Origin of the sequence: Nocardioides sp., assembly GCF_044226765.1 — a bacterium.
Lineage (GTDB): Bacteria > Actinomycetota > Actinomycetes > Propionibacteriales > Nocardioidaceae > Nocardioides.
On the sequence record NZ_JBGAGJ010000009.1, the window covers coordinates 94,806 to 119,990 of the forward strand.

The window sequence follows — 25,185 nt, forward strand, 5'->3', positions numbered from 1 at the left end:
CCCTCAGCTCTCTTCCGGTCCGGCGTCGATGACCTCGTAGGCGCGTCCCGCGCCCTCCTCGCGCATCACGACGTGCAGGACGTCGCCCTCCTGGATGACGCTCTCGCGGGAGGGGAGCATGCCCTCGCCGAGCCGGTCGATCCAGGCGATCCGCACGCCGGCCTGCTCCTGGAGGGCGACCGTGCGGTGGCCGATCCACGCCGGGGGAGCGGCGAGGTGGTCGACCCGGATGGTGCCCGACGGGTCGCGGAAGTCCGGCTCGGCACCGGCCGGGAGCAGGCGGCGGAGCACCTGGTCGGCGGTCCACTTCACGGTGGCCACGGTGGTGATGCCCAGGCGCTGGTAGACCTCGGCCCGGCCCGGGTCGTAGATGCGGGCCACGACCTGCTGGATCCCGAAGCTCTCCCGGGCCACCCGCGCGGCGATGATGTTGGAGTTGTCGCCGCTCGACACCGCGGCGAACGCGTCGGCGCGGCGCACCCCGGCCTTCTCGAGGACCTCCTGGTCGAAGCCCTGGCCGGTGACCTTGTCGCCGTTGAAGCCGGGCCCGAGACGGCGGAACGCGTCGGGGTTGGCGTCGATGATCGACACCGTGTGGTTGCGGTCCTCGAGGCTGCGCGCCAGCGTGGAGCCGACCCGTCCGCAGCCCATGATCACGACGTGCACGTCCGAACGCTACAGCAGCCCGGCCCGTGCCTCGGCACGGATGCTCACGGGACCGCCGCCTGGGTCTAGCCTTGCTCGTCGTGGGTGTCGGCGATGTCTCGAAGCGGATCCTGCTGGGACGCAAGCTGCGCAGCTCCCAGCTGGGGGAGACGCTGCTTCCCAAGCGGATCGCGCTGCCCGTCTTCGCCAGCGACGCGCTCTCCTCGGTGGCCTACGCCCCGGACGAGGTCTTCATCATGCTGTCGCTGGCCGGCGCGTCGGCGTACGTCTGGTCCTGGAAGATCGGCATCGCCGTCGCGCTGGTGATGGCGGCGGTCGTCGCGTCGTACCGGCAGACGGTGCACGCCTACCCCAGTGGCGGCGGCGACTACGAGGTCGCGACCGTCAACCTGGGGGCCACCGCCGGCACGACGGTCGCCAGCGCTCTCCTGGTCGACTACGTCCTGACCGTGGCGGTGTCGATCTCCTCGGGAGCCCAGTACGCCGCCTCGGCGGTCGGCGCGTTCAGCGGCCACGAGGCCAACCTCGCGACGCTGATGGTGCTGGTGCTCATGGCGATCAACCTGCGCGGCATCCGGGAGTCCGGCACGTTCTTCGCCATCCCCACCTACGCGTTCATGGTCGCGATCCTCGGCATGTGCGTGATCGGGCTCTTCGAGCTGGCCGCGGGGACCCTGCCGCAGGTGGAGAGCGCCGCCTTCGACATCGAGGCGGCACCCGGCTACGGCGACGCGATGACGACGTTCGCGCTGATGTTCCTGCTGGCCCGCGCGTTCTCGTCGGGCTGTGCCGCGCTCACCGGTGTCGAGGCGATCTCGAACGGGGTGCCGGCCTTCCGCAAGCCCAAGAGCGACAACGCCGCGACCACCCTGCTGCTGCTGGGCGCGATCGCGATCACGATGATGCTGAGCATCATCAACCTCGCCGACCAGATGGGACTGAAGTACGTCGACCCCAACGACCTGGACCGCCTCACCATCGACGGCGAGCCCGTGCCCGCGGACTACGACCAGCACGCGGTCATCGCGCAGATGGCGCGCGCGATCTTCCACGACTACCCGGCCGGGTTCTACTTCGTCGTGACGGTCACCGGGATCATCCTGGTGCTCGCCGCGAACACGGCGTTCAACGGCTTCCCGGTGCTCGGGTCGATCCTCGCTCGCGACGGCTACGCGCCGCGGGCGCTCGGCTCGCGCGGCGACCGGCTGGCCTACAGCAACGGCATCGTCTTCCTGGCCGTCATGGCGATCGTGCTGATCCAGGCCTTCAACGCCGAGACGACGCGCCTGATCCAGCTCTACATCGTCGGCGTCTTCGTGTCCTTCAACCTCAGCCAGCTCGGCATGATCCGGCACTGGACCCGCCACCTGCGCACCGAGACCGACCCTGCCGAACGTCGCCGGATGGTTCGCTCCCGGGTGATCAACGCCATCGGGCTCACCTTCACCGCCGTCGTCCTGGTGATCGTGCTGCTCACCAAGTTCCTCGCCGGTGCCTGGATCACGATCCTGGCGATGGTGGTCTTCTTCGTGATCATGCGGGCGATCCACCGCCACTACGAGAACGTCAACCTCGAGCTGGCCGCGGACGAGGAGGACAAGGTCATGCCGACCCGCGTGCACGCGATCGTGCTGGTGTCGCGGCTGCACAAGCCGACGCTGCGCGCCCTGGCCTTCGCCAAGGCGACGCGGCCCAACGTGCTCGAGGGCGTCTACGTCTCCACCGACCCGGAGGCGACCCAGCGCCTGATGACCGAGTGGGAGGAGCGGCACCTCGACGTCCCGCTCAAGGTGCTGCACTCGCCGTACCGCGAGCTGGTCCGCCCGATCGTGGACTACGCGATGGAGATCAAGAAGGCCAACCCGCGTGGCGTCGTTGCCGTCTACATCCCCGAGTACGTCGTCGGGCGCTGGTGGGAGCAGCTGCTCCACAACCAGACGGCGCTGCGCCTCAAGGGCCGGCTGCTGTTCGCCCCCGGCGTGATGGTCACGTCTGTGCCCTACCAGCTGCGGTCCTCCGAGCTGGTCCGTGAGCGCGAGGAGCGGCTCGGCACCTGGACCCGCCCGACGGAGTACCGGATCGGCGGCGGGCCCACGCGCGGGGACTCGGACCGGCAGATCCAGCCATGAGCTCCCCGAGATGAGCAGGGACCGCCCCCGCAAGCCCGGCCCTCGCGGCCCGCGGCGTCGCAAGCCGCGGGGCGGCTCCCACGTCGGTGAGCGGTTCGAGGCCGTCGTCGGGCCGGTCGCGCACGGCGGGCACTGCGTCGTGCGGCTCGAGGACGCTGCGGTCGGCCCGCTCGAGCGCTCCCGGGTGGTGTTCGTGCGGCACGCGATCCCGGGCGAGCGGGTGGTCGTGGAGATCACCGAGGGCACCGACGGCGACCGGTTCTGGCGCGGTGACGCCGTCGAGGTCCTCGAGGCGTCGGCAGACCGGGTGGCGCCGCCCTGTCCGTACGCCGGGCCGGGCGCGTGCGGCGGGTGCGACTTCCAGCACGTGGCGCTGCCGCGGCAGCGCGAGCTCAAGGCCGCCGTCGTGCGCGAGCAGCTGGCCCGGCTCGCGGCGACCGACGTGCACGTCGAGGTGCAGCCGGTGCCCGGTGACGAGGACGGGCTGCGCTGGCGCACCCGGATCCAGTGGGCCCTCGGCCCCGGCGGCAGGCGCGGACTGCGCAAGCACCGCTCGCGCGAGGTGGTGCCCGTCGACGACTGCCTGATCACCCGCACGGACGCCCGCTCGGTCACCCGGGCCGGCACCTCCCTGGACCGGCACACCGCCGCGCTCTCGACGGTCGTGGGGGAGCGGGTGGTCTCGCCGCGGTACGGCGACCACCTCTTCGCGGTCGAGGCCGACGGGTTCTGGCAGGTCCACCCCGGGGCACCCCGGGCGCTGGTCGAGGCGGTGCTGGACCTGCTCGCGCCGAAGCGGGGGGAGGTCGTGCTCGACCTCTACTCCGGGGTCGGGCTGTTCGCCCGCTTCCTCGCCGACGCCGTGGGGCCAACCGGCCGGGTCCTCTCCGTGGAGGGCGATCGCACCGCGTCGCGCCACGCGCGCACCAACCTCGCCGGGCTGCCCGGGGTGGTCGTCGAGCAGGGCCCGGTCGACCGGGTGCTCGCCTCGCCGCTGCCGTCGGCGTTCGCGCAGGTGGACCTGGTCGTCCTCGACCCGCCGCGCGAGGGCGCCCGGGCGCTGGTCGTCGAGCAGGTGGTCGAGCGGTCGCCGCGAGCGGTGGCCTACGTCGCCTGCGACCCCGCCGCCCTGGCCCGGGACGTCGCCACGTTCCAGAAGTTCGGCTACCGCCTGGTCGGCCTGCGCGGCTTCGACCTGTTCCCCATGACCCACCACGTGGAGTGCGTCGCGCTGCTGACGCGGTGACGTTGGGAGCCGTGGCTAGGTTCGGACGCATGGATCCCAAGACCTGGTTCATCACCGGCGCGTCGCGCGGCTTCGGGCGCGAGTGGACGGTCGCGGCCCTCGAGCGCGGGGACCGGGTGGCCGCCACCGCGCGCGACACCGGCACGCTGGACGACCTCGTGCAGCGGCATGGTGACGCGCTGCTGCCGCTGCGGCTCGACGTGACCGACCGCGCGGCGGACTTCGCGGCCGTCCAGCAGGCGCACGACCACTTCGGGCGTCTCGACGTCGTGGTCAACAACGCCGGCTACGGCCAGTTCGGCCTCATCGAGGAGATCAGCGAGGAGGAGGCGCGCGCCCAGCTGGAGACCAACGTCTTCGGTGCCCTGTGGGTCACCCAGGCGGCCCTGCCCTTGCTGCGCGAGCAGGGGAGCGGGCACCTGCTCCAGGTCTCCTCGATCGGGGGCATCTCGGCCTTCCCCAACATCGGCATCTACAACGCCTCCAAGTGGGCGCTCGAGGGGTTCTCGCAGGCGCTGGCGCAGGAGGTCGCGGACTTCGGGATCAAGGTCACCATCATCGAGCCGGGCGGGTTCGACACCGACTGGGGAGGCGCCTCGGCGAAGCACGCGACGCCGCTGCCGGCGTACGACGCGTTCCGCGAGAAGGCGGCCGAGCAGCGCCGGGCCCGGGTGGCCAGCCCCGGTGACCCGACCGCCTCGGCGGCCGCCGTGCTGGAGGTCGTCGACGCCGAGGAGCCCCCGCTGCGGGTGTTCTTCGGCACGGCGCCTCTCGGGATCGCGCGGGCCGACTACGAGGCGCGGTTGGCCACCTGGGAGCGGTGGCAGCACGTCGCGGAGGTCGCCCAGGGCTGAAACTCGTCTCGGCATCATGTATCTTGATGTCAAGAGATATCGGATCGGGCCTGCCGGGTACGCATGGGGTAGGCACCCCGTCCTTCCTCGGACCGCGGCGCGGCGGCAGGATGGGCACGATCACGACCGGGACGACGACTCAGGAGATGACGGCTGTGGCCAGTCAGGACAGCTTCGGTGCCAAGAGCACATTGGACGTGGACGGGACGACCTACCAGATCTTCCGCCTCGACGCGGTGCAGGGAGAGGGCCTCGACGTCGCGTCGCTGCCGTTCAGCCTCAAGGTGCTGCTGGAGAACCTCCTGCGCACCGAGGACGGCGCCGACATCACCGCCGACGACATCAAGGCACTGGCGGGGTGGGACGAGACCGCCGAGCCCGACAAGGAGATCCAGTTCACGCCGGCGCGCGTGATCATGCAGGACTTCACCGGCGTCCCGTGCGTCGTCGACCTCGCGACCATGCGCGAGGCGATGGCCGACCTCGGCGGTGACCCGTCGAAGATCAACCCGCTCGCCCCGGCCGAGATGGTCATCGACCACTCCGTCATCGCCGACGTCTTCGGCACCCCGGAGGCGTTCGAGCGCAACGTCGAGATCGAGTACGAGCGCAACCGCGAGCGCTACCAGTTCCTGCGCTGGGGCCAGGGCGCGTTCGACGACTTCAAGGTCGTCCCGCCCGGCACCGGCATCGTCCACCAGGTCAACATCGAGCACCTGGCCCGCACCGTCTTCACCCGCGAAGTGGACGGAGAGACGCTGGCCTACCCCGACACCTGTGTCGGCACCGACTCCCACACCACGATGGTCAACGGCATCGGCGTGGTCGGCTGGGGCGTCGGCGGCATCGAGGCCGAGGCGGCCATGCTCGGCCAGCCGGTCTCCATGCTGATCCCGCGCGTGGTGGGCTTCAAGCTCTCGGGCGACCTGCCCGAGGGCTCGACCGCCACCGACCTGGTGCTGACCATCACCGAGATGCTGCGCCAGCACGGCGTGGTCGGGAAGTTCGTGGAGTTCTACGGCCCCGGCGTCTCCGCGCTGCCGCTGGCCAACCGGGCCACGATCGGCAACATGAGCCCCGAGTTCGGCTCGACCATCGCGGTCTTCCCGATCGACGAGGAGACGGTGAAGTACCTCGAGCTCACCGGCCGTCCGGCCGAGCAGCTGGCGCTCGTGGAGGCCTACGCCAAGGCGCAGGGCCTGTGGCACGACACGGACGCCGAGCCGCGCTACAGCGAGAAGCTCGAGCTCGACCTCGCCACCGTCGTCCCGTCGATCGCCGGGCCGAAGCGTCCCCAGGACCGCGTCGAGCTGGCCGAAGCCAAGGCCGGCTTCCGCGCCGCCCTCGCCGACTACGTCGAGGGAGGCGACGAGAACGGGTACGACGAGGCCGTCGCCGAGTCCTTCCCGGCCTCGGACCCGCCGGCCAACGGCCACGGCGAGGCCGCCCCGGTGCACTTCAGCGCCGCGGCGACCGACGGCGGCCGCCCGAGCGACCCGGTCGAGGTCACGCTCGAGGACGGCACAAGGTTCACCCTCGACCACGGCGCGGTGACGATCGCCGCCATCACCTCCTGCACCAACACCTCCAACCCGTCGGTCATGATCGGCGCCGGCCTGCTGGCGAAGAAGGCCGTCGAGAAGGGCCTGCAGCGCAAGCCGTGGGTCAAGACGACGCTCGCGCCCGGCTCCAAGGTGGTCTCGGACTACTACGAGAAGGCCGGCCTGACGGCGTACCTCGACAAGCTCGGCTTCAACCTGGTCGGCTACGGCTGCACCACCTGCATCGGCAACTCCGGCCCGCTCATCCCGGAGGTCTCGGCCGCGGTCAACGAGAAGGACCTCGCGGTGGTCTCGGTGCTGTCGGGCAACCGCAACTTCGAGGGCCGGATCAACCCCGACGTGAAGATGAACTACCTCGCGTCCCCGCCGCTGGTCGTCGCGTACGCGCTGGCCGGCTCGATGGACCTCGACCTGTTCAACGACCCGCTGGGCCAGGACGCCGACGGCAACGACGTCTTCATGAGGGACATCTGGCCGTCGCCGTCCGAGGTGGAGGAGACGATCCGCCAGGCGATCACCTCCGACATGTTCGGCGAGAGCTACCAGGACGTCTTCGCCGGCGACGAGCAGTGGCAGTCGCTCCCGACCCCCGTGGGCAAGACCTTCGAGTGGGACCAGGAGTCGACGTACGTGCGCAAGCCTCCGTACTTCGAGGGCATGCCCGACGAGCCGACCCCGGTGGCCGACATCGAGGGCGCCCGGGTGCTGCTCAAGCTCGGCGACTCGGTCACGACCGACCACATCAGCCCGGCCGGCGCGATCAAGAAGGACTCGCCCGCGGGCCGCTACCTCGCCGAGCACGGCGTCGAGCAGCGCGACTTCAACTCCTACGGCTCGCGCCGCGGCAACCACGAGGTGATGATCCGGGGCACGTTCGCCAACATCCGGCTGCGCAACCAGCTCGCGCCGGGGACCGAGGGCGGCTTCACTCGCGACTTCACCAACGGCGGCGAGGTCACCACGGTGTTCGAGGCGTCGGAGAACTACCTGGCCGCCGGCACGCCGCTGGTCGTGCTCGCCGGCAAGGAGTACGGCTCCGGCTCGTCGCGCGACTGGGCGGCCAAGGGCACCTCGCTGCTGGGCGTCAAGGCGGTCATCGCCGAGTCCTACGAGCGGATCCACCGGTCCAACCTGATCGGCATGGGCGTCATCCCGCTGCAGTTCCCCGCGGGCGAGAGCGCGGAGTCCCTCGGCATCACCGGTGAGGAGGAGTTCTCCATCACCGGCATCACCGAGCTCAACGAGGGCCGCACGACGAAGACGGTGAAGGTGAAGGCTGGCGACGTGGAGTTCGACGCCGTCGTCCGCATCGACACCCCCGGCGAGGCGAACTACTACCGCAACGGCGGGATCATGCAGTACGTCCTGCGCAACCTGCGGCGCGCCTGATCCACCACCGAGCCGGCGCAGCTGTCACCCGACGGCTGCGCCGGCTCGCGCAATTCCCGGGCAACCCGCGGGTGCGCGGGCAGACTGACGAGTCAGGAGGCGCGCATGGGCGACGTGCAACGGCTGCAGGACGAGGTGCGAGCGCGCGGCGGCTCGGTGCCGGCGATGCTGCCCGCGGTGGCCTACACCTCCGAGGAGGTGCTCGCGTGGGAGCGGCGGCACCTCTTCGCGGGTGGCTGGACCTGCCTGGGCCGGCTCGACGAGCTGTTGCCCGACGACCTCGACGGCCGGCCCGCGACCCAGCGCGCGGTGATGGTGGGCGACGTCGCCGCGCTGCTCACCCGGCAGGACGGGCAGGTGCGGATGTTCGCGAACACCTGCCGCCACCGCGGCCACGAGCTGCTGCCCGCCGACGACGCCACGTCGCGCCGCTCGGTCACCTGCCCCTACCACGCCTGGTCCTACGACCTCGCGGGCGACGTCGTGGCCGCACCCGGCTACCGCGGCGTGCCCGGCTTCGACCGGGCGTCGTACTCGTTGGTGCCGCTGCCGGTCGCGGTCTGGGCCGGCTGGGTCTTCGGGCACGCGCTGCACCCGCTCGGCCGCGCCGACGTCGTCTCGTTCGAGGACTGGCTGGGGGACCTCGGCCGGGTCATCGACCCCTACCGCCCGGCGGACCTGCGCCTCGCCGCCCGGCACTCCTACGAGGTCGCCGCGAACTGGAAGATCGTCGCCGAGAACTACCACGAGTGCTACCACTGCCCGCTGATCCACCCCGAGCTTTGCCAGGTCACCCCGCCGACGTCGGGGCACAACTACGACCTCGCCGGCGCCTGGGTCGGCGGCACGATGGACCTGCGCGACGGCGTGGCGACGATGTCGCTGACGGGGGAGTCCGGCGGTCACCCGATCCCCGGGGTCCCGCCGACCACCGTGGAGTACGTCCACCTGCTGCCGAACCTGCTCGTCTCGGCCCACCCCGACTACGTGATGACCCACCGCCTGGTCCCTCTCGGCCCGGGCCGCACCTGGGTCGAGTGCTCCTGGCTCCTCCTCCCCGGCCAGGACGGCAGCGTCCCGGACCCGACGTACGCAGTGGAGTTCTGGGACCTCACCAACCGTCAGGACTGGGCGGCGTGCGAGTCCGTGCAGCGGGGTCTGGCGTCACCCCACTTCGCCCCCGGCCCGTTCTCCCCGGCCGAGGACGCCGTCGAGCGGCTCGTAGGCCTGGTGTCGCGTGCGTACGTCGGCGAGCCGCTGTCCACGTCGCGACGGTCGATCAACCGATCCACGGACGGGTGAACGCCTGCACCCGACCACCGTCGAGGTCGGCGAGCGACACCCCGACGAACCCGACCGCGGCCTCGGACGTCTGCCAGCGGAACCGGTGCTCCTCGGAGGTCACGGCATCGGCGATGGCCCGACCGGCGTCGGCGGCGCTCTGCGCGTTCGCGAACGCACCCGCGGTCCGGTCGACGTAGGCCTGCAGCAGCTCGGCGTACGGGCCCTCGACGGCGGGGCGGTCGACGTTGGCGACGAACTCGCTGGCGACGGCGGCCGGCTCGACCACGCTGACCCGGACGCCGAACCGCTCCGCGACGGCGGCCAGGGACTGCATGAAGCCCTCGACGGCGAATTTGGCGCCGCAGTACGCGTCGGCGAACGGTTGGCCGACGGCTCCGCCGACGCTGGTGACCGTGACGATCCGTCCGCGTCCGGCCTCGCGCATGGCCGGCAGGACCAGCTTGGTCAGCGCCACGGGACCGAGGTAGTTGACGTCGAGCTGCTCCTGGACCTGCTGGAGCGACAGCTGCTCGGCGGTCCCGACCATGCCCCGACCGGCGTTGTTGACCAGGACCGAGATCGGGCCGTGGTCGGCGACGATCCCGGCGACCGCCTCGGCCCGCGCCGGGTCGGTGACGTCGAGCGCTCTCACGTCGAGACTGACTCCGGCATCATCGGCCGCTGCTCGCAGGCGGTCCGCGCGCCGCGGGTCCCTCATGGTGGCCACGACGTCCAGTCCGCGCGCTGCGAGCTCGACGGCGGCGTGCATCCCCATGCCCGACGAGGTCCCGGTGACCAGTGCGACATCCATGGGCGCACTGTAGGACCTGCGCTCCGAGGCGTGGTGTCGTCCGGACCACGCGGCCGTGCCGAGGTCGCACCCCTCCTTCTGCGGGCCCGGTGGCGTGGGAGAGGGTGTGAGCACTGTGCGGGAGGACCGATGACCACGCTCCACGACCGGCTGGCCGACCTGGCCGACGACGCCCCGCCGGGTGGGCCCGCGCCCGACCTGTGGGACCGGGGCATCCGTTTCCGACGGCGCCGTCGGGTCGGGACGGCGGCGATCCTAGCGACCGCGGCCGTGCTGATCGCCGCCGTCGCCGGGGTGGACTGGCACCGGTCGGCTCCCGAGCCGCTGCCGGCCGGCGGTCCGGTCGGGCTGCCCGACCGGGTCTGGACGCCGAGCCCCTGGCTGCCGTCGACGTCGCGGCCGGGTCGGCTGGTCGCGGTGACCACGACGGCACGTGGGACGTGGACCGGGACCGAGCCGGGAGTGGCAGGTGTTTCGGCGACCACCGGCCGGTATGCGTTCGTCGACCTGCCCGACGCCGTGCTCGAGAGCGGCGTCGGCGACGTCGAGCTCTCGCCCGACGGACGGCACCTCGCGTACTGGCTGACCGGCCCGACGACCGGGTCCCCGAACAGCGACTCGGGGCCGATCACGGGCGTCGGCGTCTACGACACCACGTCCGGGGAGCTCACCCGGCACTGGATCACCACGGTGCACGGGCTGGCACCGGACTTCCTCGCCTGGGCGGACGCCGACACGATCGTCTACTCGGCAGGGCAGTTCCGCGGGGGTGACGACGACTCGCTCATGGACCAGTCCTCGTCGTCCCACGGCATCGTGACGGCGTGGGATCCCGGCGGCGAGCCGCAGCCGGTCCTCGGGGTCGAGCCGGGCGCGGACCTGGAGGCCGCCGCGTACGGGCGCATCCTGGTGCAGGACCTCTCGGCCGATCCGCATCGCGACCAGCTGCTGGTGGACCTCCACGAGGCGTCGGCCTCGAGGGTCGTCTCGTTCCCCCGGCCTGGAGGCACGGTCGGTCACCTGCATGCGGTCGCGCTCGACGCGAGCGGTCGTCGGCTCGCCCTGGTCCTGGGCAACCGGAACCCCAACTGGGTGCATGCCGGTCCGTTCGGTGCGCAGCGGAAGGTGCCGACGCAGCAGCGGGCCTTCGGCGTGGTGACCTGGGTCGCTCCGGACAGCATCGTCACCCTCACGAGGCACGGCTGGGAGAACAGTGCGCTCAACCGGGTCGCGGTGACCACCGGTCGGTCGCAGCGCCTGGTCCTGCTGCCCGGCGTGAGCGGCGGCGGCTGGCAGTTCGCCACCGACCTGCTCGGCGCGCCGTCGGTCGAGGCGACCCCGCCCCCGACCCCGATGGATCCACGGCTCACCACCGGCCTGGTCGCCGGGGTCATCGTCGCCGCGGCAGGCGCGCTCGTCGTGTGGAGGCGCCGTGCTCGGCCGTGACCGCGATGACGACGGTGGCCGCCACTCCTTCGAGGAGTACGTCGCCGCGCGGCGGGGCGCGCTGCTGCGCACGGCGTACCTGCTGACCGGTCACCGCGAGGACGCCGAGGACCTGGTCCAGGTGGCGCTGGTCAAGGTGGTGCCCCGCTGGTCCAGGATCGCGAGCGACCCGGAGCCCTACGTCCGCAGGGTGCTCGTCAACGAGAGCATCAGCCGGTGGCGGCGACGTCGGTGGCGCGAGGTGTCCACCGACGACCTCCCCGACGGCCCCGTCGGCGGGCCGGTCGACGGGCCGGGCGCCGACCGGGTGGCGCTGCAGCGGGCCCTGGCCCGCCTCGCGCCGCGGCAGCGGGCGGTGGTGGTGCTGCGCTACTACGAGGACCTCACCGAGGCCGAGACGGCCCGTGTCCTCGGGATCTCGGTCGGCACGGTCAAGTCCCAGGCCCGCGACGCCCTCGCCCGGCTGCGCGCCGACGCGGCGGATACCGTGACCGCATGATCGTCGCGTTCAGCATCTCCCCGACCTCGGCCGACGAGACGGGCTCGGTCTCCGAGGCCGTGGCCGCAGCCGTCCGGGTGGTCCGGGAGTCGGGCCTGCCCCACGAGCTCAACTCGATGTTCACCAACGTCGAGGGGGAGTGGGACGAGGTGATGGCGGTGGTCAAGCGGGCCGTCGACGTCGTCGCCGCGGTGTCGCCGCGGGTCGGACTGGTCCTCAAGGCCGACATCCGTCCGGGCTACGACGGCCAGCTCACCGCGAAGGTGGAGCGGGTCGAACGACTGCTCGAGGACTGACCCCGCGCAGCGAGACGACCGTCGGGACGAGAGCGACCAGGGCGACGGCGAGGAACAGCCACGCGCCGCCCAGCGAGGCGACCGGGGACGCCGGGTCGGCCGCGTGGGCCCACCACTGGTCGACGGCCACGCCGACCGCCTCGACGAGCCACATCACCAGGCCCGCGACGGCGAGCGCGGCGCGCGGACGGTGCCCCTGCCAGGTGCCGAGCCCGAGCCAGGCCATCACCGGCAGCCAGAACGCCAGGTCCTGGACGTAGACGGGGTTGGTGGCCACGCCGGTGCCCTCCAGCAGCGAGCCCGGGTCGTCGCCGACCAGCGCCGGGACGATCCGCCCGAGCCAGGCCAGCGCGTTGAGCACGACCACGACCAGCACGTATCCCGCGACCCACCGTGGCGGGACGCTCATCTCGCGCGCGGCGCGCTGCCAGACCTCGAGCGCCTCGTGGGTGAGGGTGACCACGGCGAGCCCCAGCATCGCGACGTAGAGCAGGAAGAGCCGGTTCAGCGGCGTGGCGACGAGGAACATCACCGCGTTGTAGAGCAGGTACGCCGTCACACCGGTCAGCACCAGCTCGGCGCAGAGGGAGCCGGCGCGGGTCCACACCGCGCTGACGACGTACGCCGGCAGGCCGACCAGCAGCATCACCAGGGCCGTGCCCTGCGCCGACCCGTCCATCGCGTCCGGTCCGCGCAGGACGCCCGGGGCCGCGAGTGTGAGGACCGCGACCGCGAGGGCGACCGCGCCGAGCAGGACGACGAGCGGTCCGGGCAGCCGTGAGCTGGTCACGTCCCGATCGTCGTCGCGTCGGGCCCGCGGCGGCAGAGCCGGGCGGCCCGGCGGTCCCGGACCGAAGTCCCACCGCTTCCGGCCCTCCGTCAGGACGGTCGGCGCTGGGCCTGCAGCTGGGTCTCGGTCCCCTCGAAGCCGACCGAGCGGTAGATCCGGATCGCGAGGTACTCCGGGTCGGCGACCATCACGAGCGTGCGGGCGCCGAGCTCCTCGAAGCCGTAGCGGGCGACCCGGTGGACCAGCGTGCCGGCCAGGCCGCGGCCGCGCGCGTCCGGGTGCGTCTGCACCTGCTGGAACCGGGCCAGCCCCGGGTCGGCCGCCACGAGGCCCATCGACGAGAGCAGCCGGTCACCGAGGAACGCACCCCACCAGGCGCCCTGCCCCGACTCGGTCATCCGCCGCTCGCCCGCGACCTTCGCGCGGACGAAGTCCGGCGTCGCCGCGACATCCTCGCCCGCCGACCAGAGGCCGACCTGCTGCTCCCAGTCCTCGTCGCCGGTGAGCGGGCGGTAGGTCGCCTCGTGGTTCGGTCGCGGCGGCTCGTGCACCGCGGTCGCGGTCATCACGGTCGCCGCCTCGGTCTCCAGCCCGGCGGCGGCGAAGGCGGCCAGGTCGTCTCGCGCGCCGTCGGCGACCGCGACGCCGTAGGCCCGGTGCCGGCAGCGCGGGAAGGTGCGGGTGAAGACCTCCTCCCAGTCCGCCACCTCGTCGGGCGTGGGCGGACGGGGGAGGAACAGGTAGTTGCCCCAGTAGTAGTCCGGGTTGTCGGGGGTCCGGACGACGACGTGGTCGCCGCGGTCCTCGACCTCACTGCCCGCCAGCCGGGCGAGGGAGAGGTCGGTGCGGAACGCGAGCGAGGGGATGTCCACGCCAGGACGGTAACGCGGCGCGTGGCACGATCGGGGCCGTGGACTCCGAGACGCGCACCTACCGCACCGGCGGCTCCGACACCGTGCTGGACCTGACCGGCGACTGCCGCGGCTTCGTCGCCGGGCGGGGCGACGGGTTGCTGCACCTCTTCGTCCCGCACGCGACGGCCGGGATCGCCGTCATCGAGACCGGCGCGGGCAGCGACGACGACCTGTTGGCCGCCCTCGGCGACCTGCTGCCGGCCGACGACCGGTGGCGGCACGCCCACGGCAGCCGCGGTCACGGGCGCTCGCACGTGATGCCGGCGCTGGTGCCGCCGTACGCGACGGTGCCGGTGCTGGACGGCCGGCTGGCCCTCGGCACCTGGCAGAGCATCTGCCTGGTGGACCTCAACGTCGACAACCACGAGCGCGAGGTCCGGCTCAGCTTCCTCGCCGGGTGAGGAGCGGCCGGCCGAGCAGGTCGGACCCCTTGACCAGCCACGACAGGCCGAACGCCCACACCGAGGCCACCTCGCCGGCGTAGAGCGCGGTCAGCCACCCGAGGTCGAGGTCCACGACGAACCCGGCCACGGCCCAGGCGACGGCGACCAGGATGACCACCCCGCAGGCGCGGTGGAGCGCCGGGTGGCCGCCGCCCCACCGGCGGTCCCGGGCGGCGAAGACGAAGCACAGCGCGGCGAGGCTCAGGATGAACACGGCGGCGCACGCGAAGTGCGCGGCGGCCACCGGGTGCTCGCCCCACCGCTGCTGCAGCGGTGTCGGTGGCGTGGTGGAGAACGGCGGCCGCTGCGTCGGCAGGAAGGCGACCCCGAGCACCGCGACGCCGGCGACCGTGCTCAGCCAGTAGTCCCAGGTGCGCCGCTGGGCGGCCAGGTAGGTCAGCAGCAGGCAGCCGACCACGCAGAGCGCGCCGACGAACAGGTCCCGCGCACCGGAGTGGTAGTAGGCGCTCAACGAGCCGCGCAGAGTGATCGAGCCCTGCAGGACCAGGGCGTCGACGAGCCACAGCGCGACGGGCAGGAGGACGCCCACGCCCCCGACCACGAGCCGGATCAGCAGGTAGGTCCGCGCGTAGAGGACCGTCGGGTCGGCCCGGTCGCCGAGCTCGCGCGGGCGCTCGAAGGTGTCGGTGGTCAGTCCCGAGACGGTCCGCATGCTGTCCTCCTGCTCGTCACCATCCTGCCCGCCGGCACCGACAATGTGCTCCCGGCCCGACCGCGGGGAGGACCAAGGCCTCTGGGGTCGGGAGCGACGAGGGGCGAGAGTCGGACCATGAGGCCCGGACCCCGCGCGCTGGTGGCGGCCGCGGTGGTGGCCGCCGGCGCGGTCGTGCACCACCTCGGCCTCAGCTACGGCGCGACCCGGGCCGAGCGGCGCCGGGTCCTGCCCGGTGACGAGGTGGTCATCGCGCCCCAGACCGTCGCGACCCACGCGACCTCGCTGCCGGCCCCGCCCGACGAGGTGTGGCCGTGGCTGGCCCAGGTCGGCTGGCACCGTGGCGGCTGGTACACGCCACGCTGGGTCGACGTGCTCCTCTTCCCCGCCAATGCGCCGAGTGCCGACCGGCTGCTCCCCGGGCACGCTCGGCTGCGCGTCGGGGACTTCGTGCCGGACGGGCCACCCGAGACGGAGTGCGGGTTCGTGGTCCGCGAGGTCGCCGACGGCCGCCTGCTCGTGCTCGAGTCCACCACCCACCTGCCGCTCGGCTGGCGGAGCAGCGGCCGCGCCCGCCTGCACTGGACGTGGACCTTCCTGCTCGAGCCGGTCGACGGGGGCCGCTCGACCCGGCTGCTGTTCCGCTGGCGGGCGCGCACGTCACCGGGGTGGTTGACCGCCGGCACGCACCTGCTCGTCGTCCCCGCCGACCTGCTGATGAGCCGGGGGATGATGCGCGGCCTCCGCGCCCGCACCAGCAGGTAGGGTGCTGCGACGCGCCGGACGGGGGTGCGCGGGAGGTCTCGGTGAGGTGGAGGTACCGGCCGTTCCAGGCCGCGGTCGTCGCGACGCTGGCGGCGCTGGTCACGGCGTGCGCGGTGTTCGCCCCGCTCTACGACCGGGCCATGCAGCAGTCGCTGGTCGACCTGACCCTGGAGCAGGCGCCGCCCGTCACCGACGGGCTCCAGCTCTCGGCGGTGTACGCCGACGCGGTCGGGTTCGGGCGGTCCAGCACGCAACCGCCCCCGCCGCCGGAGACGGTGGTGACAAAGGTGCCCGCGGGGGTGCGGTCGTCGTTCGGCACGCCGGTGCTCGGCTACGCCGCCACCGCCACCCGGCTGCCGGGCGCCTCCCACGACCCGATCGGTGAGCTGCGCTGGCGCAGCGACGTCTGCGACCACCTCACCATCGTCGCCGGGAGCTGTCCGGACGCGGCCGGCGAGGTCGCGGTCAGCGAGGCGGACGTCGACAACTTCGGGCTGCGGCCCGGTGCGTCGTTCCGCATCGCGGCGGTGGGCGCCGGCGACGTGCACGTCCACGGCCGGTCGACCCGCTTGACCGTGAGTGGGGTCTACCGCCAGCGGCCCGACGACTACTGGATGGGCCAGATCCTCACGGGTCGCTCCGGGCTGGTCAGCCCCACCCCGCCCACGCAGGTCCAGCACGACGTCTGGCTGACCGGCCGGGAGACCTTCGACTCCGGCCTGACACTGCCGGGCGCGTCGTCGACCGTCGACCTCGCGGTCGACCCCGACGCCGTCGGCGTCGACGAGCTGCTGCGCCTGGGCTCGGCCGTGCGAACCCTCGCCGACGAGAACCGCCTGACCGAGCAGGGTGCCACCATCAGCGTGCACTCGGGCCTGCCGGCACTGGCCGACCAGGTCCGCGACCAGCGGGCGCAGTCGCGGGTGACCGTCCCCCTGCTGATGGCCCAGCTCGGTCTGCTGACGGTCGTGGTGCTCTGGCTGGTGCTCCTCGCCGTGACCGAGCAGCGGCGCCCCGAGGTGGCGCTCGCGCGGCTGCGCGGACGCGGTCGCCGGGGAGCCCGCGGGCTCCTCCTCGGCGAGCTGCTGCCGGTCGTCTGGGTGGGCGTCGTCCCGGGCGTGCTGCTCGCGGTCGTCGGCTCCTGGGTCGCCCGGACCGCCGTGCTGCCGGGGGACGCGCCGTTCGAGCTGCGGGTGCCCGTCCTGGGCGCCGTGCTGCTCTCGGTCGCGCTGCTGACGGTCGTCACGGTCCTCGCCGTCACCCGGGTCGCCCGCGAGCCGGTCGCGACGTTGCTGCGCCGGGTCCCACCCCGGCGCGCCGGCTGGACGCTGGGCGTGGCCGAGGCGCTCCTGGTCGCCGGCTGTGGCTCCGTCGTGGTCGTCTTCGCGACCGGGGGGCTGGACGGACCGGCGGCACTGGCGGCGCCGGGGCTGCTCGCGGTGGTGGTCGGCGTGGTGCTCGCCCACCTGACCAGCCCGACCGCGGCGGTCGCCGGCGGGCGGCTGCTGCGTCGCGGCCGGGTCCGGGCGGGGGTCAGCGTGCTCGACGCCGCGCGCAGCCCGGCGACCCGGCGGGTGGTGGCCGTCGTGACCCTGGCGACGGCACTCGCGGTGTTCTCCGCCGACGCCCTGCTCGTCGGGGAGCGCAACCGGGCCTCGGCGGCCGAGCAGGAGGCGGGCGCCGCGATGGTCGCGAGCGTCCGTGGCACCGACCTGGCGTCCGTCCGGGCCGCGCTCGCGGAGGTCGACGCGGGCGGGCGCCTGGCGACGCCGGTGCTGCGGGTGGTGCCTCCGAGCAACAGCGCCCGGGAGACGCTCGCCGTGGTCCCCGGCGAGTTCGCCCGCATCGCGCTCTTCCCCGGCGGTGCGCCGCCGAACGCCGCGTGGCAACGCCTCGCGACGCCGGACACGTCGCCGGTCACGGTCGTGGGGACCCGGCTCGCGGTCGACGTCGACCCCAGCACGCTGCGGTCGGTCGGCGTCGGGGGCGACCGGCAGCCGGTGGAGGTGGGCCTCGACCTGGTCACCGACGCCGGTGAGGTGCTGCACGCGACCCTGGGCGACCTGGCTCCGGGCGCTGACCGCGCGCGATTCACCAGCGACCTCAGCTGCCGCGACGGGTGCTACGTCACCCGGATCACGTTCACCAGCCTGCCGGGCGCGAGCATCGACGGGGCGGCCACCTTCTCCCCGCTGCGCACCGACGCCGGGCAGTACCCGCTCGGTCCGGCCGACCAGTGGGTCGACGTGGCGGACGGCGACGGCGAGGTCCGGGCGGCCGGCCGCGGTGACGACCTCACCGTCGTGGTCCGCGGGGCGGGGTCGCAGACCGTCGCGCTCCCGCAGGCCTGGCTCCCCGACGACCTCAGCGCGCTCGTCGCCGGCGACCTGCCGCCGGGGACCGACGGCAACGGGTTCGCGCTGGCCGGTGTCGACGGCCAGGACCAGCCCGCCCGCCGGGTCGCGTCGGTCGTGCGGGTGCCCGCCTCCCCGCCGAACACCTCGGTGGTCAACCTCGACCTCGCCGTGCGCGGGCGACCGGTCGCCGCCAACGACCAGCTCGAGATCTGGTTCGCCGCCGACGACGACGCGTTGCTGGACCGGGTCACTGCCGCGCTGCGCGACCGCGGCGTCGAGCTCGGGGACGTCACCCGCCTGACCGACGTACGACGCTCCTACGACGAGTCGACCGCCGCCTGGAGCCTCCAGCTCGCAGCCCTCGTGGGGGGTGCCGCCGTCCTCATCGCGCTCCTGGTCCTGGTGGTCAGTGCTGCCAGCAGCTGGGCGGTCCGCACGCGCGATCTCGCCGCGTTGCGGATGGCCGGCGTCGGCCGGGGCCCGGTCACGACGATGTCCGTGGCGGCCCAGCTGCCCCCCGTCGTGGTGGGGGTCGTCGCGGGCACGGTCGCCGGGGTGTACGGCGCGTACCTCGCGCTGCCGATCGTGCCGCTCTTCGCGGACGCGCCGCTGGTCTCGACCCTCGACCTCGACATCGCCTGGGGGCCCGTGCTCGGCGCGGCCGCCGCCGCGCTGGTCGTCCTGGGCGCCGGTGCCGTGCGGGTCGGCCGCACGATGGCGCGCCGCGCCGGGCTGCGCAGACTGCGGGAGGGGACAGCATGACGGCGATGACGACATCCGCTCCCGGCCGGGTCCGCACCCAGGGCCTGGTGCACATCTACCGGTCGGAGGGCCACGAGGTCGCGGCGCTGTCGGGCGTCGACCTCGACGTGCCGGCCGGTGGGATGGTGGGGCTCCTCGGGCCGTCGGGTGCCGGCAAGTCGACCCTGCTGCACCTGCTCGCCGGCGTCTTCCGGCCCAGCGCCGGCAAGGTCTTCGTCGACGACCTCGAGCTCTCGGCGGCCTCGGACCGCGAGCTGGACCGGATGCGGGCCGAGCAGGTGTCGCTGATGCTCCAGGGCGCCCAGCGCAACCTGCTGCCCTACCTGACGCCCCACGAGAACGTCCGGTTCGCCCAGCAGGCCGCCCGACGCGCCGGCAAGGACCTGCCCGAGCCCGACGAGGTGCTCGAGCGGGTCGGGCTGGCCGACCACGGGCACGACGCGCTCGGGGCGTTGACGCCCGGCCACCTCCAGCTGGCCGGACTGGCCGTCGCGGTGGCCCCGCGTCCCGCGGTGCTCCTGGCGGACGAGCCGACCAGCCAGCTCGACCACCCGGCCCGCGACCGCGTGCTCGGCGCCCTGGCCGACGCCAACCGCGACCTCGGCACCACCGTCGTGCTGGTCACCCATGACCCCGAGGTCGCGGCGTTCCTCCCGCGCACCATCACCATCCGCGACGGCCGGGTGGGCGGAGAGGGTCGCAGCGGGGAGGAGTACGCCGTCGTCACCCCCGACGGGTTCCTGCCGCTGCCGCTGCACGTGCGCGAGCACCTCCAGCCCGGCACCCTGGTGCGCTTCCACCCGGTCGAGGACGGGCCGGGGGAGTACGTGCTGCTCACCGAGGACGAGTCCGCCACCCGCCCCGAGCCCGACGGCGACGCCGGCTACCACGCCCGCCACCGGGCACCGGGAGGAGACCATGCCTGAGCTGCGTGCCGACGCGGTCCGCGTCACCTACGGCGACCGGGTCGCGGTCCGCGACGTGGACCTGGTCGTCCACCCCGGCCAGCTGGTCGCGGTCACCGGGTCGTCGGGTGCCGGCAAGTCGTCGCTGCTGTGGGCGCTCGCCGGTGCCCTGGCGCCGACGAGCGGCCGGGTGCTCCTGGACGACCGGCCGATGGGTGACCGGCGCGCCGCGGCGGCCCGGGGCGTCGTCCTGGTGCCCCAGGGCAACGGCCTGGCGTCCTCGCTGACCGCGGCGGAGAACGTGCTCGTGCCGCTGCTGGCGACCGGGGTCCCGACCCAGGACGCGCACCGGCGTACCGCCGCCGCGCTGGCCCTGGTCGGCCTGGAGGAGTCCGGCAACCACCTCATCGAGGAGCTGTCGGGAGGCCAGCAGCAGCGCGTCGCGCTGGCTCGCTCCTTCGCGGCCCGGGCGAGCGTGCTGCTCGCCGACGAGCCGACCAGCGACCTGGACGCGGCCAACCGGGAGCGCGCCGTCGCGGCGCTGCGGGCCGAGGCCGACCGCGGGGCCGCCGTCGTGATGGCCACCCACGACCCCGAGGCGGCCGACGAGGCCGACGCCGAGCTGCACCTCGACGAGGGCGTCGGCACCTGGGTCAGGCCACCGGGCTGACGGGGCTGCGCTGAGGAGCGGCTGCGGGCCGTCAGTGCCGGTGCGGGTGACGCAGCGGCAGCTCCTCGCCGTCGCAGGTCATCACCGGCGCGTGCGGGCCCTTGGTGATGACGACGCAGTCGGCGACCTTGTTGTCGACCTCCCACGCCGGGGCGCTCCCGAGCGGGGCACCCCACTCCTGGATCGTGACCGCGTACTTGGCGCGGACCTCGGCCCGCATGCCCGACTCCCACTCGTTGCTGAACTGGGTCATGAAGAGCAGTGAGCAGGTGAACGCGGCGCCGGCGAGCACCAGGAGGACGACGCCGGCTCGCTGACGCTCCAGGAAGAACGCGAAGACCGTCGCCGCCAGCAGCGCGAAGCCGCCGACGATCGACAGGGTCAGGGCGATCTCGGTCTGGGACATCGCGCTCACGATATCCGAGCCGTCCGGGCCTCCTCCAAGTCGGCTCCCAGCCGGTCCCAAGTGGCACCACGCAACCTGCTCCCCAGGACACCCCGCAGACCCCACCCCACACCCAGGAGCAGCACCGTGAACCGCATCCTCCACCGACTCGGCCGCAGCACGGCGGCGCACCCCTGGCGGACGATCTCCGCCTGGCTCGCCGCCCTCGTGGTCGCCCTGGGCCTCGCCGCAGCCTTCGGCGGCACCTTCCACGACGACTACAACGTCCCCGGCGCCCGTGCGCAGACCGGCGTCGACCAGCTCCGCGCCCACGTGCCGGACGGAGGCGGCGCCACTGCGCAGGTGGTCGTCCACGACCGCGACGGCGGTCGCCTCGACCCCGCGGCCCTCGACGCCCTCGTGCAGCGCCTCCACGGGATCGACCACGTCAGCTCGGTCAACCCCCCGCGCCTGTCCCAGGACGGCGACACCGCGCTGGTGACGCTGGGCTACGACGTGCCGTCCACCGACCACGACCTGGTCGGCGCGAGCGGCTACGACCCGCTCGTCGACGCGGTGGCCCCGCTCCGCGACGCCGGCCTGCAGGCCGAGCTCGGGGGCGAGCTCCCCAGCCAGACCGAGTCGACCCTCGAGGGCACCGGCGAGCTCGCCGGCGTCGTCGCCGCGCTCGTCCTGCTCATCGTGGCGTTCGGCTCGGTCATCGCCGCCGGGCTCCCCATCGCCGTCGCCCTCACCGGCCTCGGCGTCGGCTCGGCCGGGGTCGGCCTCCTGGCCGCGACGACCGACGTGAGCACCGCAGCGCCGACGGTCGCCACCATGGTGGGCCTGGGCGTGGGCATCGACTACGCCCTGCTGCTGGTCACCAGGCACGTCGAGTTCCTCGGGCAGGGCCTCCCGAAGCAGGAGGCCGCCGGGCGGGCGATGGCCACCGCCGGCCGGTCCGTCGTCTTCGCCTCGCTGACCGTCCTGATCTCCCTCATGGGCCTGCGCCTGGGCGGCCTGCCGGTCTACTCCACCTTCGGCTACGCGACCGCGATCGCCGTGGTGTCCGTCCTCGCGGCCTCGCTCACGCTCGTCCCCGCGCTGTGCGGCCTGGCCGGCCACCGGCTGCTGCCGCGGCGCACCCGGCGCGGGCGTGACCGCGCCGACCGGGTGCCGCTCACCGCGCGCTGGGCGCGTGGAGTCGTGCGGCGGCCCGTGGCGGCCGCGCTCGCCGCGCTGGTCTTCCTCCTCCTGCTGGCCGCGCCCGTCCTCGGGATGCGGACCTGGCCGCAGGACGGCAGCAGCGCCGGCCTCGAGACGTCCCAGCGCAAGGCCTACGACCTCGTCGACGCCGAGTACGGCGCCGGCGCGAACGGCCCGTTCACGATCGTCGTCGACACCGCGCAGGCCGACCCGCGCGCCGTGGCCGCCACGGTGGCTGCCGAGCCGGGCATCGTCGGCGTCTCCGAGCCGGTCACCACGCCGGACGGCGCGATCGCCGTCCTCGACGCCGAGCCCGCCTTCGGGCCGACCGACGAGCGGATCCCCGGCCTGGTCGCCTCGCTGCGCGGCGACCTCCCCGAGGGGGTCGAGGTGACCGGCATGACGCCGTTCTTCTCCGACATCGTCGACCTGCTCGACGCCCGGCTGTGGCTGGTCGTGGCCTTCGTCGTCGGAGTCTCGGTCCTGCTGCTGGCGATGATGTTCCGCTCGGTGGTGGTGCCGGTCAAGGCGGCGCTCATGAACCTGCTGTCCATCGCGGCGTCGTACGGCGTCCTCGTGATGATCTTCCAGCACGGCTGGGGCGGCAGCCTCGTCGGTGTCGACCACCCGATCCCGGTGTCGAGCTGGATCCCGATCCTCAACTTCGCGATCCTCTTCGGGCTCTCCATGGACTACGAGGTGTTCTTGCTCTCGCGCATCCGCGAGGACTGGCTGCGCACCGGCGAGGCGCGCGGCAGCGTCGAGCGCGGCCTGGCCGCGACCGGCCGGGTCATCTCGTCGGCCGCCGCGATCATGGTGGTCGTCTTCCTCGGGTTCTCCATGGAGGCGGACACGGTCGTGAAGCAGCTCGGGATCGGGATGGCGGTCGCGATCGTCCTGGACGCGACCGTCGTCCGGATGGTCCTGGTGCCGGCGACCATGGCGCTGCTGGGCCGCTGGAACTGGTGGCTGCCGGCCTGGCTGGACCGCCTGCTCCCGAGCATCGAGGTCGAGGGCGACGACGAGACCGCCGACGACGTCTGGACCGAGTTCGACGAGACCGGCTCGGACGACGCCCGACGCGAGAAGGTCGAGGCCTGAGCATGACCACGCACGACACGCACGACGGCCCCCAGTCGCGCGCCTGGCCCCGGCAGCTGCGGCTGCCGGGCCAGGCGGCGGCCCCCGAGGGACCGATCGACATGCAGACGATGTACCTCATGCACCACGGCTTCCGGCGCGATCTCGACGCCTTCGCCGCCGCCGTGCGGGCCACGCCGGCCGACGACCGTCGGGCCTGGCGGGCGCTCGCCGATCGCTGGGAGCTCTTCGCGGCCGTGCTGCACAAGCACCACACGGCCGAGGACGAGCACATCTGGCCGGCGTTGACGGCGCTCGGGGCGCCCGAGGACGTCGCGGTGCTCGAGGCGATGGAGGCCGAGCACGGCGAGATCGACCCGCTCCTGGACTCCTGTGCCGCGGGCCTGCGCCGCCTCGCCGAGCGGACCGACGAGGACGCGCGTGCCGCGCTGGTCGTGCGGGTGTGCGCGGCGCGGGAGTCGCTGCGCCGGCACCTGGCGCACGAGGAGACCGAGGCGATCGCGATCGTCCAGCGGCTGGTGACGGTCGAGCGCTGGCACGAGCTCGAGGCCGAGATCGAGAAGGGCGGCTCCCTCACCGAGGTCGCCCGGATCGTCCCGTGGATCGGCCAAGGCGTGCCCCGCGAGGCGCTCGACCGGGTCTTCGCGAGCGCCCCGGCCCTGCTCAAGGTGATCTGGCTGGTCACGCACCGCCGCTTCGCGCGCCGCGAGGCGCGGACCTTCCGTCACGCCTGAGCCTCCCCGGACACCGAGCGGGCGTCAGTCGCTCCGACTCGGTACCGGGTGGTCGGTGACAGCGCCGACCTGGTCTCACGGGGTGTGTCCCTGTTGCCGGCCCGTAGCGGTGACTCAGCCACCGATCGACTGCGTGAGACGGTGGACAACACACCCCTGGCTCGACCTGCCCTTCTTCTGCCTTGAGGATCCGCAGTCGCAGATGGTGCGCGCTCCTGCCGAGGTGAGGGACCGACATCCGGTGTGCGGGACACTTCACTCATGCCAAGGGACTGTGCCGATGGCTAGACCGACAGCCGGTCAGCGGATCGGCATGTACGTGGTGGTCGTAGCTCTTCTTCCGGTGATCGCGTATGGGCTCGGCACCGGTTATGCCGTGCATACGGACTGTGGCGGCGACGGAGGCGCGGCTGAATGCGACCTGCCTGCGATCGCTGGTCTGGTCTGGGGAGCGATCACATTCGTGGGGACCGTCGGCTTGGTCGTGATGATCGAGTTGGCGCTTGCTTCGTCCCGCCGCCGTCAGTGACGCTCCTGCGCAACCGTGCGCCGGGACGCCCGCACATAGCCGCGAGTCGAACGTCCGGTCATGCTGAGCAGAGGGCAATGCCGCGTACCTTCCTGTCATGCTCTCGGGTAGGCAGAACACGGCGGCGGGCATAGCGCACAATCTTGATCGACCCCCGCGACCGCCAGTTCACGCCGATCTACGCCTCTGGCGCAATGGCCCCGGCGTGCTGACCTTTGTACGTCCAGTTGCCCTGATGGCAGCCGCGGCCCTGGTCGCCGCCTGCCACCACGGCGGCTCGTCGTCTTCGAACGGTCCGGGAGGAGAGCTCGGATGGCTCAACGGGAGGGAGCCGTCGGCAGCCGGCATCGCCCGGGGCAACATCCCGCTGGGCAAGCCGATCGCGTTCTACGCCAGCGCGGTCTGCACCGCGAACGGCAAGCCGGCCCAGATCGAGTCCGTCTCGCTGAAGGATCCCGAGAACGTTGAACTGGTCGACTGGGGCATCAAGCCAGGGGTCGGAGGAAGCGGCATCTGGCCCGGGACGGTGCTCAGCGACGAAGCCTTCAACCAGGGGCCGGTGACGCAAAACTGCAAGGGCAAGAACAGGGCCGTCAGCGAGGTCGCAGTCAGCCTGAAAAGGACAGGCAGTGGCACCGGGATCATGCACGGCTTCTACATGAGGTCCGCCGGAGAGACGCTCTTTGCGCCGGTCAGGCTCGCGCTCTGCCCGAAGGAATGCCCCGACATGACGATGGACGACCTCCCATAACCACTGAGCACGGAACTG

General features: G+C 73.2%; 23 protein-coding genes. 17 read left to right on the forward strand and 6 right to left on the reverse strand.

The features are described from left to right. Positions 1 to 3: 3 nt before the first annotated feature. The gene (locus ACILRH_RS17455; RefSeq protein ID WP_395695418.1) at positions 4 to 651 is read right to left on the reverse strand and encodes a potassium channel family protein; all 648 of its coding nucleotides are present in this window, start codon (positions 649 to 651) and stop codon (positions 4 to 6) included. 95 nt (positions 652 to 746) lie between these two features. Here ACILRH_RS17455 and ACILRH_RS17460 point away from each other — a divergent pair, with 95 nt between their 5' ends. From ACILRH_RS17460 to ACILRH_RS17480, 5 genes are all read left to right on the forward strand, one after another. Next, complete coding sequence (locus ACILRH_RS17460) at positions 747 to 2,795, forward strand: APC family permease (protein WP_395695324.1); 2,049 nt, start codon at positions 747 to 749, stop codon at positions 2,793 to 2,795. A 10-nt stretch (positions 2,796 to 2,805) separates the two neighbouring features. Then, positions 2,806 to 4,041, forward strand: a complete 1,236-nt coding sequence (locus tag ACILRH_RS17465) for a class I SAM-dependent RNA methyltransferase (RefSeq protein ID WP_395695325.1) — start codon at positions 2,806 to 2,808, stop codon at positions 4,039 to 4,041. A 29-nt stretch (positions 4,042 to 4,070) separates the two neighbouring features. Next, complete coding sequence (locus ACILRH_RS17470) at positions 4,071 to 4,895, forward strand: SDR family oxidoreductase (RefSeq protein ID WP_395695326.1); 825 nt, start codon at positions 4,071 to 4,073, stop codon at positions 4,893 to 4,895. 146 nt (positions 4,896 to 5,041) lie between these two features. Beyond that, positions 5,042 to 7,846: an aconitate hydratase gene (locus tag ACILRH_RS17475; RefSeq protein WP_395695327.1), complete on the forward strand. Its 2,805-nt coding sequence runs from the start codon at positions 5,042 to 5,044 to the stop codon at positions 7,844 to 7,846. Positions 7,847 to 7,951: 105 nt separating this feature from the next. Beyond that, a complete protein-coding gene (locus ACILRH_RS17480) occupies positions 7,952 to 9,148 on the forward strand; it encodes an SRPBCC family protein (protein WP_395695328.1) in 1,197 nt (398 codons plus the stop codon). Here the strand turns inward: ACILRH_RS17480 and ACILRH_RS17485 are convergent. Then, a complete protein-coding gene (locus ACILRH_RS17485) occupies positions 9,126 to 9,941 on the reverse strand; it encodes an SDR family NAD(P)-dependent oxidoreductase (RefSeq protein ID WP_395695329.1) in 816 nt (271 codons plus the stop codon). The two genes, ACILRH_RS17480 and ACILRH_RS17485, sit on opposite strands and share 23 nt — an antisense overlap. A gap of 129 nt (positions 9,942 to 10,070) precedes the next feature. On the opposite strand from ACILRH_RS17485, the gene ACILRH_RS17490 reads away from it, so the two are divergent. From ACILRH_RS17490 to ACILRH_RS17500, 3 genes are read left to right on the forward strand one after another with little or no spacing between them, the layout of a single operon-like run. Further along, the gene (locus ACILRH_RS17490; protein WP_395695330.1) at positions 10,071 to 11,387 is read left to right on the forward strand and encodes a hypothetical protein; all 1,317 of its coding nucleotides are present in this window, start codon (positions 10,071 to 10,073) and stop codon (positions 11,385 to 11,387) included. After that, on the forward strand, positions 11,374 to 11,886 hold the full coding sequence (locus ACILRH_RS17495) for a SigE family RNA polymerase sigma factor (protein WP_395695331.1): 513 nt from the start codon (positions 11,374 to 11,376) through the stop codon (positions 11,884 to 11,886). The genes ACILRH_RS17490 and ACILRH_RS17495 overlap by 14 nt, the downstream gene beginning before the upstream one ends. Next, positions 11,883 to 12,182: an MTH1187 family thiamine-binding protein gene (locus tag ACILRH_RS17500; protein WP_395695332.1), complete on the forward strand. Its 300-nt coding sequence runs from the start codon at positions 11,883 to 11,885 to the stop codon at positions 12,180 to 12,182. The genes ACILRH_RS17495 and ACILRH_RS17500 overlap by 4 nt, the downstream gene beginning before the upstream one ends. On the opposite strand, the gene ACILRH_RS17505 is transcribed toward ACILRH_RS17500, so the two are convergent. Then, positions 12,139 to 12,972 (reverse strand): hypothetical protein, encoded by an 834-nt coding sequence (locus ACILRH_RS17505; protein ID WP_395695333.1) that lies wholly within the window; start codon positions 12,970 to 12,972, stop codon positions 12,139 to 12,141. The genes ACILRH_RS17500 and ACILRH_RS17505 overlap by 44 nt on opposite strands. An 89-nt stretch (positions 12,973 to 13,061) precedes the next feature. Continuing rightward, positions 13,062 to 13,844: a GNAT family N-acetyltransferase gene (locus ACILRH_RS17510; RefSeq protein WP_395695334.1), complete on the reverse strand. Its 783-nt coding sequence runs from the start codon at positions 13,842 to 13,844 to the stop codon at positions 13,062 to 13,064. A 38-nt stretch (positions 13,845 to 13,882) separates the two neighbouring features. Here ACILRH_RS17510 and ACILRH_RS17515 point away from each other — a divergent pair, with 38 nt between their 5' ends. Then, positions 13,883 to 14,287 (forward strand): YjbQ family protein, encoded by a 405-nt coding sequence (locus ACILRH_RS17515; RefSeq protein ID WP_395695335.1) that lies wholly within the window; start codon positions 13,883 to 13,885, stop codon positions 14,285 to 14,287. Here ACILRH_RS17515 and ACILRH_RS17520 read toward each other — a convergent pair. Then, complete coding sequence (locus ACILRH_RS17520) at positions 14,268 to 15,002, reverse strand: hypothetical protein (protein WP_395695336.1); 735 nt, start codon at positions 15,000 to 15,002, stop codon at positions 14,268 to 14,270. The genes ACILRH_RS17515 and ACILRH_RS17520 overlap by 20 nt on opposite strands. Before the next feature lie 117 nt (positions 15,003 to 15,119). Between ACILRH_RS17520 and ACILRH_RS17525 the strand changes: the two genes are divergently transcribed. The 4 genes from ACILRH_RS17525 to ACILRH_RS17540 are packed head-to-tail and all read left to right on the forward strand — an operon-like array spanning position 15,120 to position 20,461. Next, positions 15,120 to 15,767 (forward strand): SRPBCC domain-containing protein, encoded by a 648-nt coding sequence (locus ACILRH_RS17525; RefSeq protein WP_395695337.1) that lies wholly within the window; start codon positions 15,120 to 15,122, stop codon positions 15,765 to 15,767. Between the two features lie 41 nt (positions 15,768 to 15,808). Further along, positions 15,809 to 18,886 (forward strand): FtsX-like permease family protein, encoded by a 3,078-nt coding sequence (locus ACILRH_RS17530; RefSeq protein WP_395695338.1) that lies wholly within the window; start codon positions 15,809 to 15,811, stop codon positions 18,884 to 18,886. A 5-nt stretch (positions 18,887 to 18,891) separates the two neighbouring features. After that, positions 18,892 to 19,812 carry an ABC transporter ATP-binding protein gene (locus ACILRH_RS17535; protein WP_395695339.1) on the forward strand — a complete coding sequence of 307 codons (921 nt, stop codon included), beginning with the start codon at positions 18,892 to 18,894 and terminating at the stop codon, positions 19,810 to 19,812. Next, on the forward strand, positions 19,805 to 20,461 hold the full coding sequence (locus ACILRH_RS17540; protein ID WP_395695340.1) for an ABC transporter ATP-binding protein: 657 nt from the start codon (positions 19,805 to 19,807) through the stop codon (positions 20,459 to 20,461). The genes ACILRH_RS17535 and ACILRH_RS17540 overlap by 8 nt, the downstream gene beginning before the upstream one ends. Positions 20,462 to 20,492: 31 nt before the next feature. Here the strand turns inward: ACILRH_RS17540 and ACILRH_RS17545 are convergent, their stop codons facing one another. After that, positions 20,493 to 20,867, reverse strand: coding sequence for a hypothetical protein (locus ACILRH_RS17545; RefSeq protein WP_395695341.1), 375 nt, complete (start codon positions 20,865 to 20,867; stop codon positions 20,493 to 20,495). 126 nt (positions 20,868 to 20,993) lie between these two features. Here ACILRH_RS17545 and ACILRH_RS17550 point away from each other — a divergent pair, with 126 nt between their 5' ends. From ACILRH_RS17550 to ACILRH_RS17565, 4 genes are all read left to right on the forward strand, one after another. After that, positions 20,994 to 23,153 carry an MMPL family transporter gene (locus tag ACILRH_RS17550; RefSeq protein WP_395695342.1) on the forward strand — a complete coding sequence of 720 codons (2,160 nt, stop codon included), beginning with the start codon at positions 20,994 to 20,996 and terminating at the stop codon, positions 23,151 to 23,153. 2 nt (positions 23,154 to 23,155) lie between these two features. Further along, the gene (locus ACILRH_RS17555) at positions 23,156 to 23,887 is read left to right on the forward strand and encodes a hemerythrin domain-containing protein (protein WP_395695343.1); all 732 of its coding nucleotides are present in this window, start codon (positions 23,156 to 23,158) and stop codon (positions 23,885 to 23,887) included. A 313-nt stretch (positions 23,888 to 24,200) separates the two neighbouring features. Then, positions 24,201 to 24,416: a hypothetical protein gene (locus ACILRH_RS17560; RefSeq protein WP_395695344.1), complete on the forward strand. Its 216-nt coding sequence runs from the start codon at positions 24,201 to 24,203 to the stop codon at positions 24,414 to 24,416. A 235-nt stretch (positions 24,417 to 24,651) separates the two neighbouring features. Beyond that, positions 24,652 to 25,167, forward strand: a complete 516-nt coding sequence (locus ACILRH_RS17565) for a hypothetical protein (RefSeq protein WP_395695345.1) — start codon at positions 24,652 to 24,654, stop codon at positions 25,165 to 25,167. Positions 25,168 to 25,185: the final 18 nt, after the last annotated feature.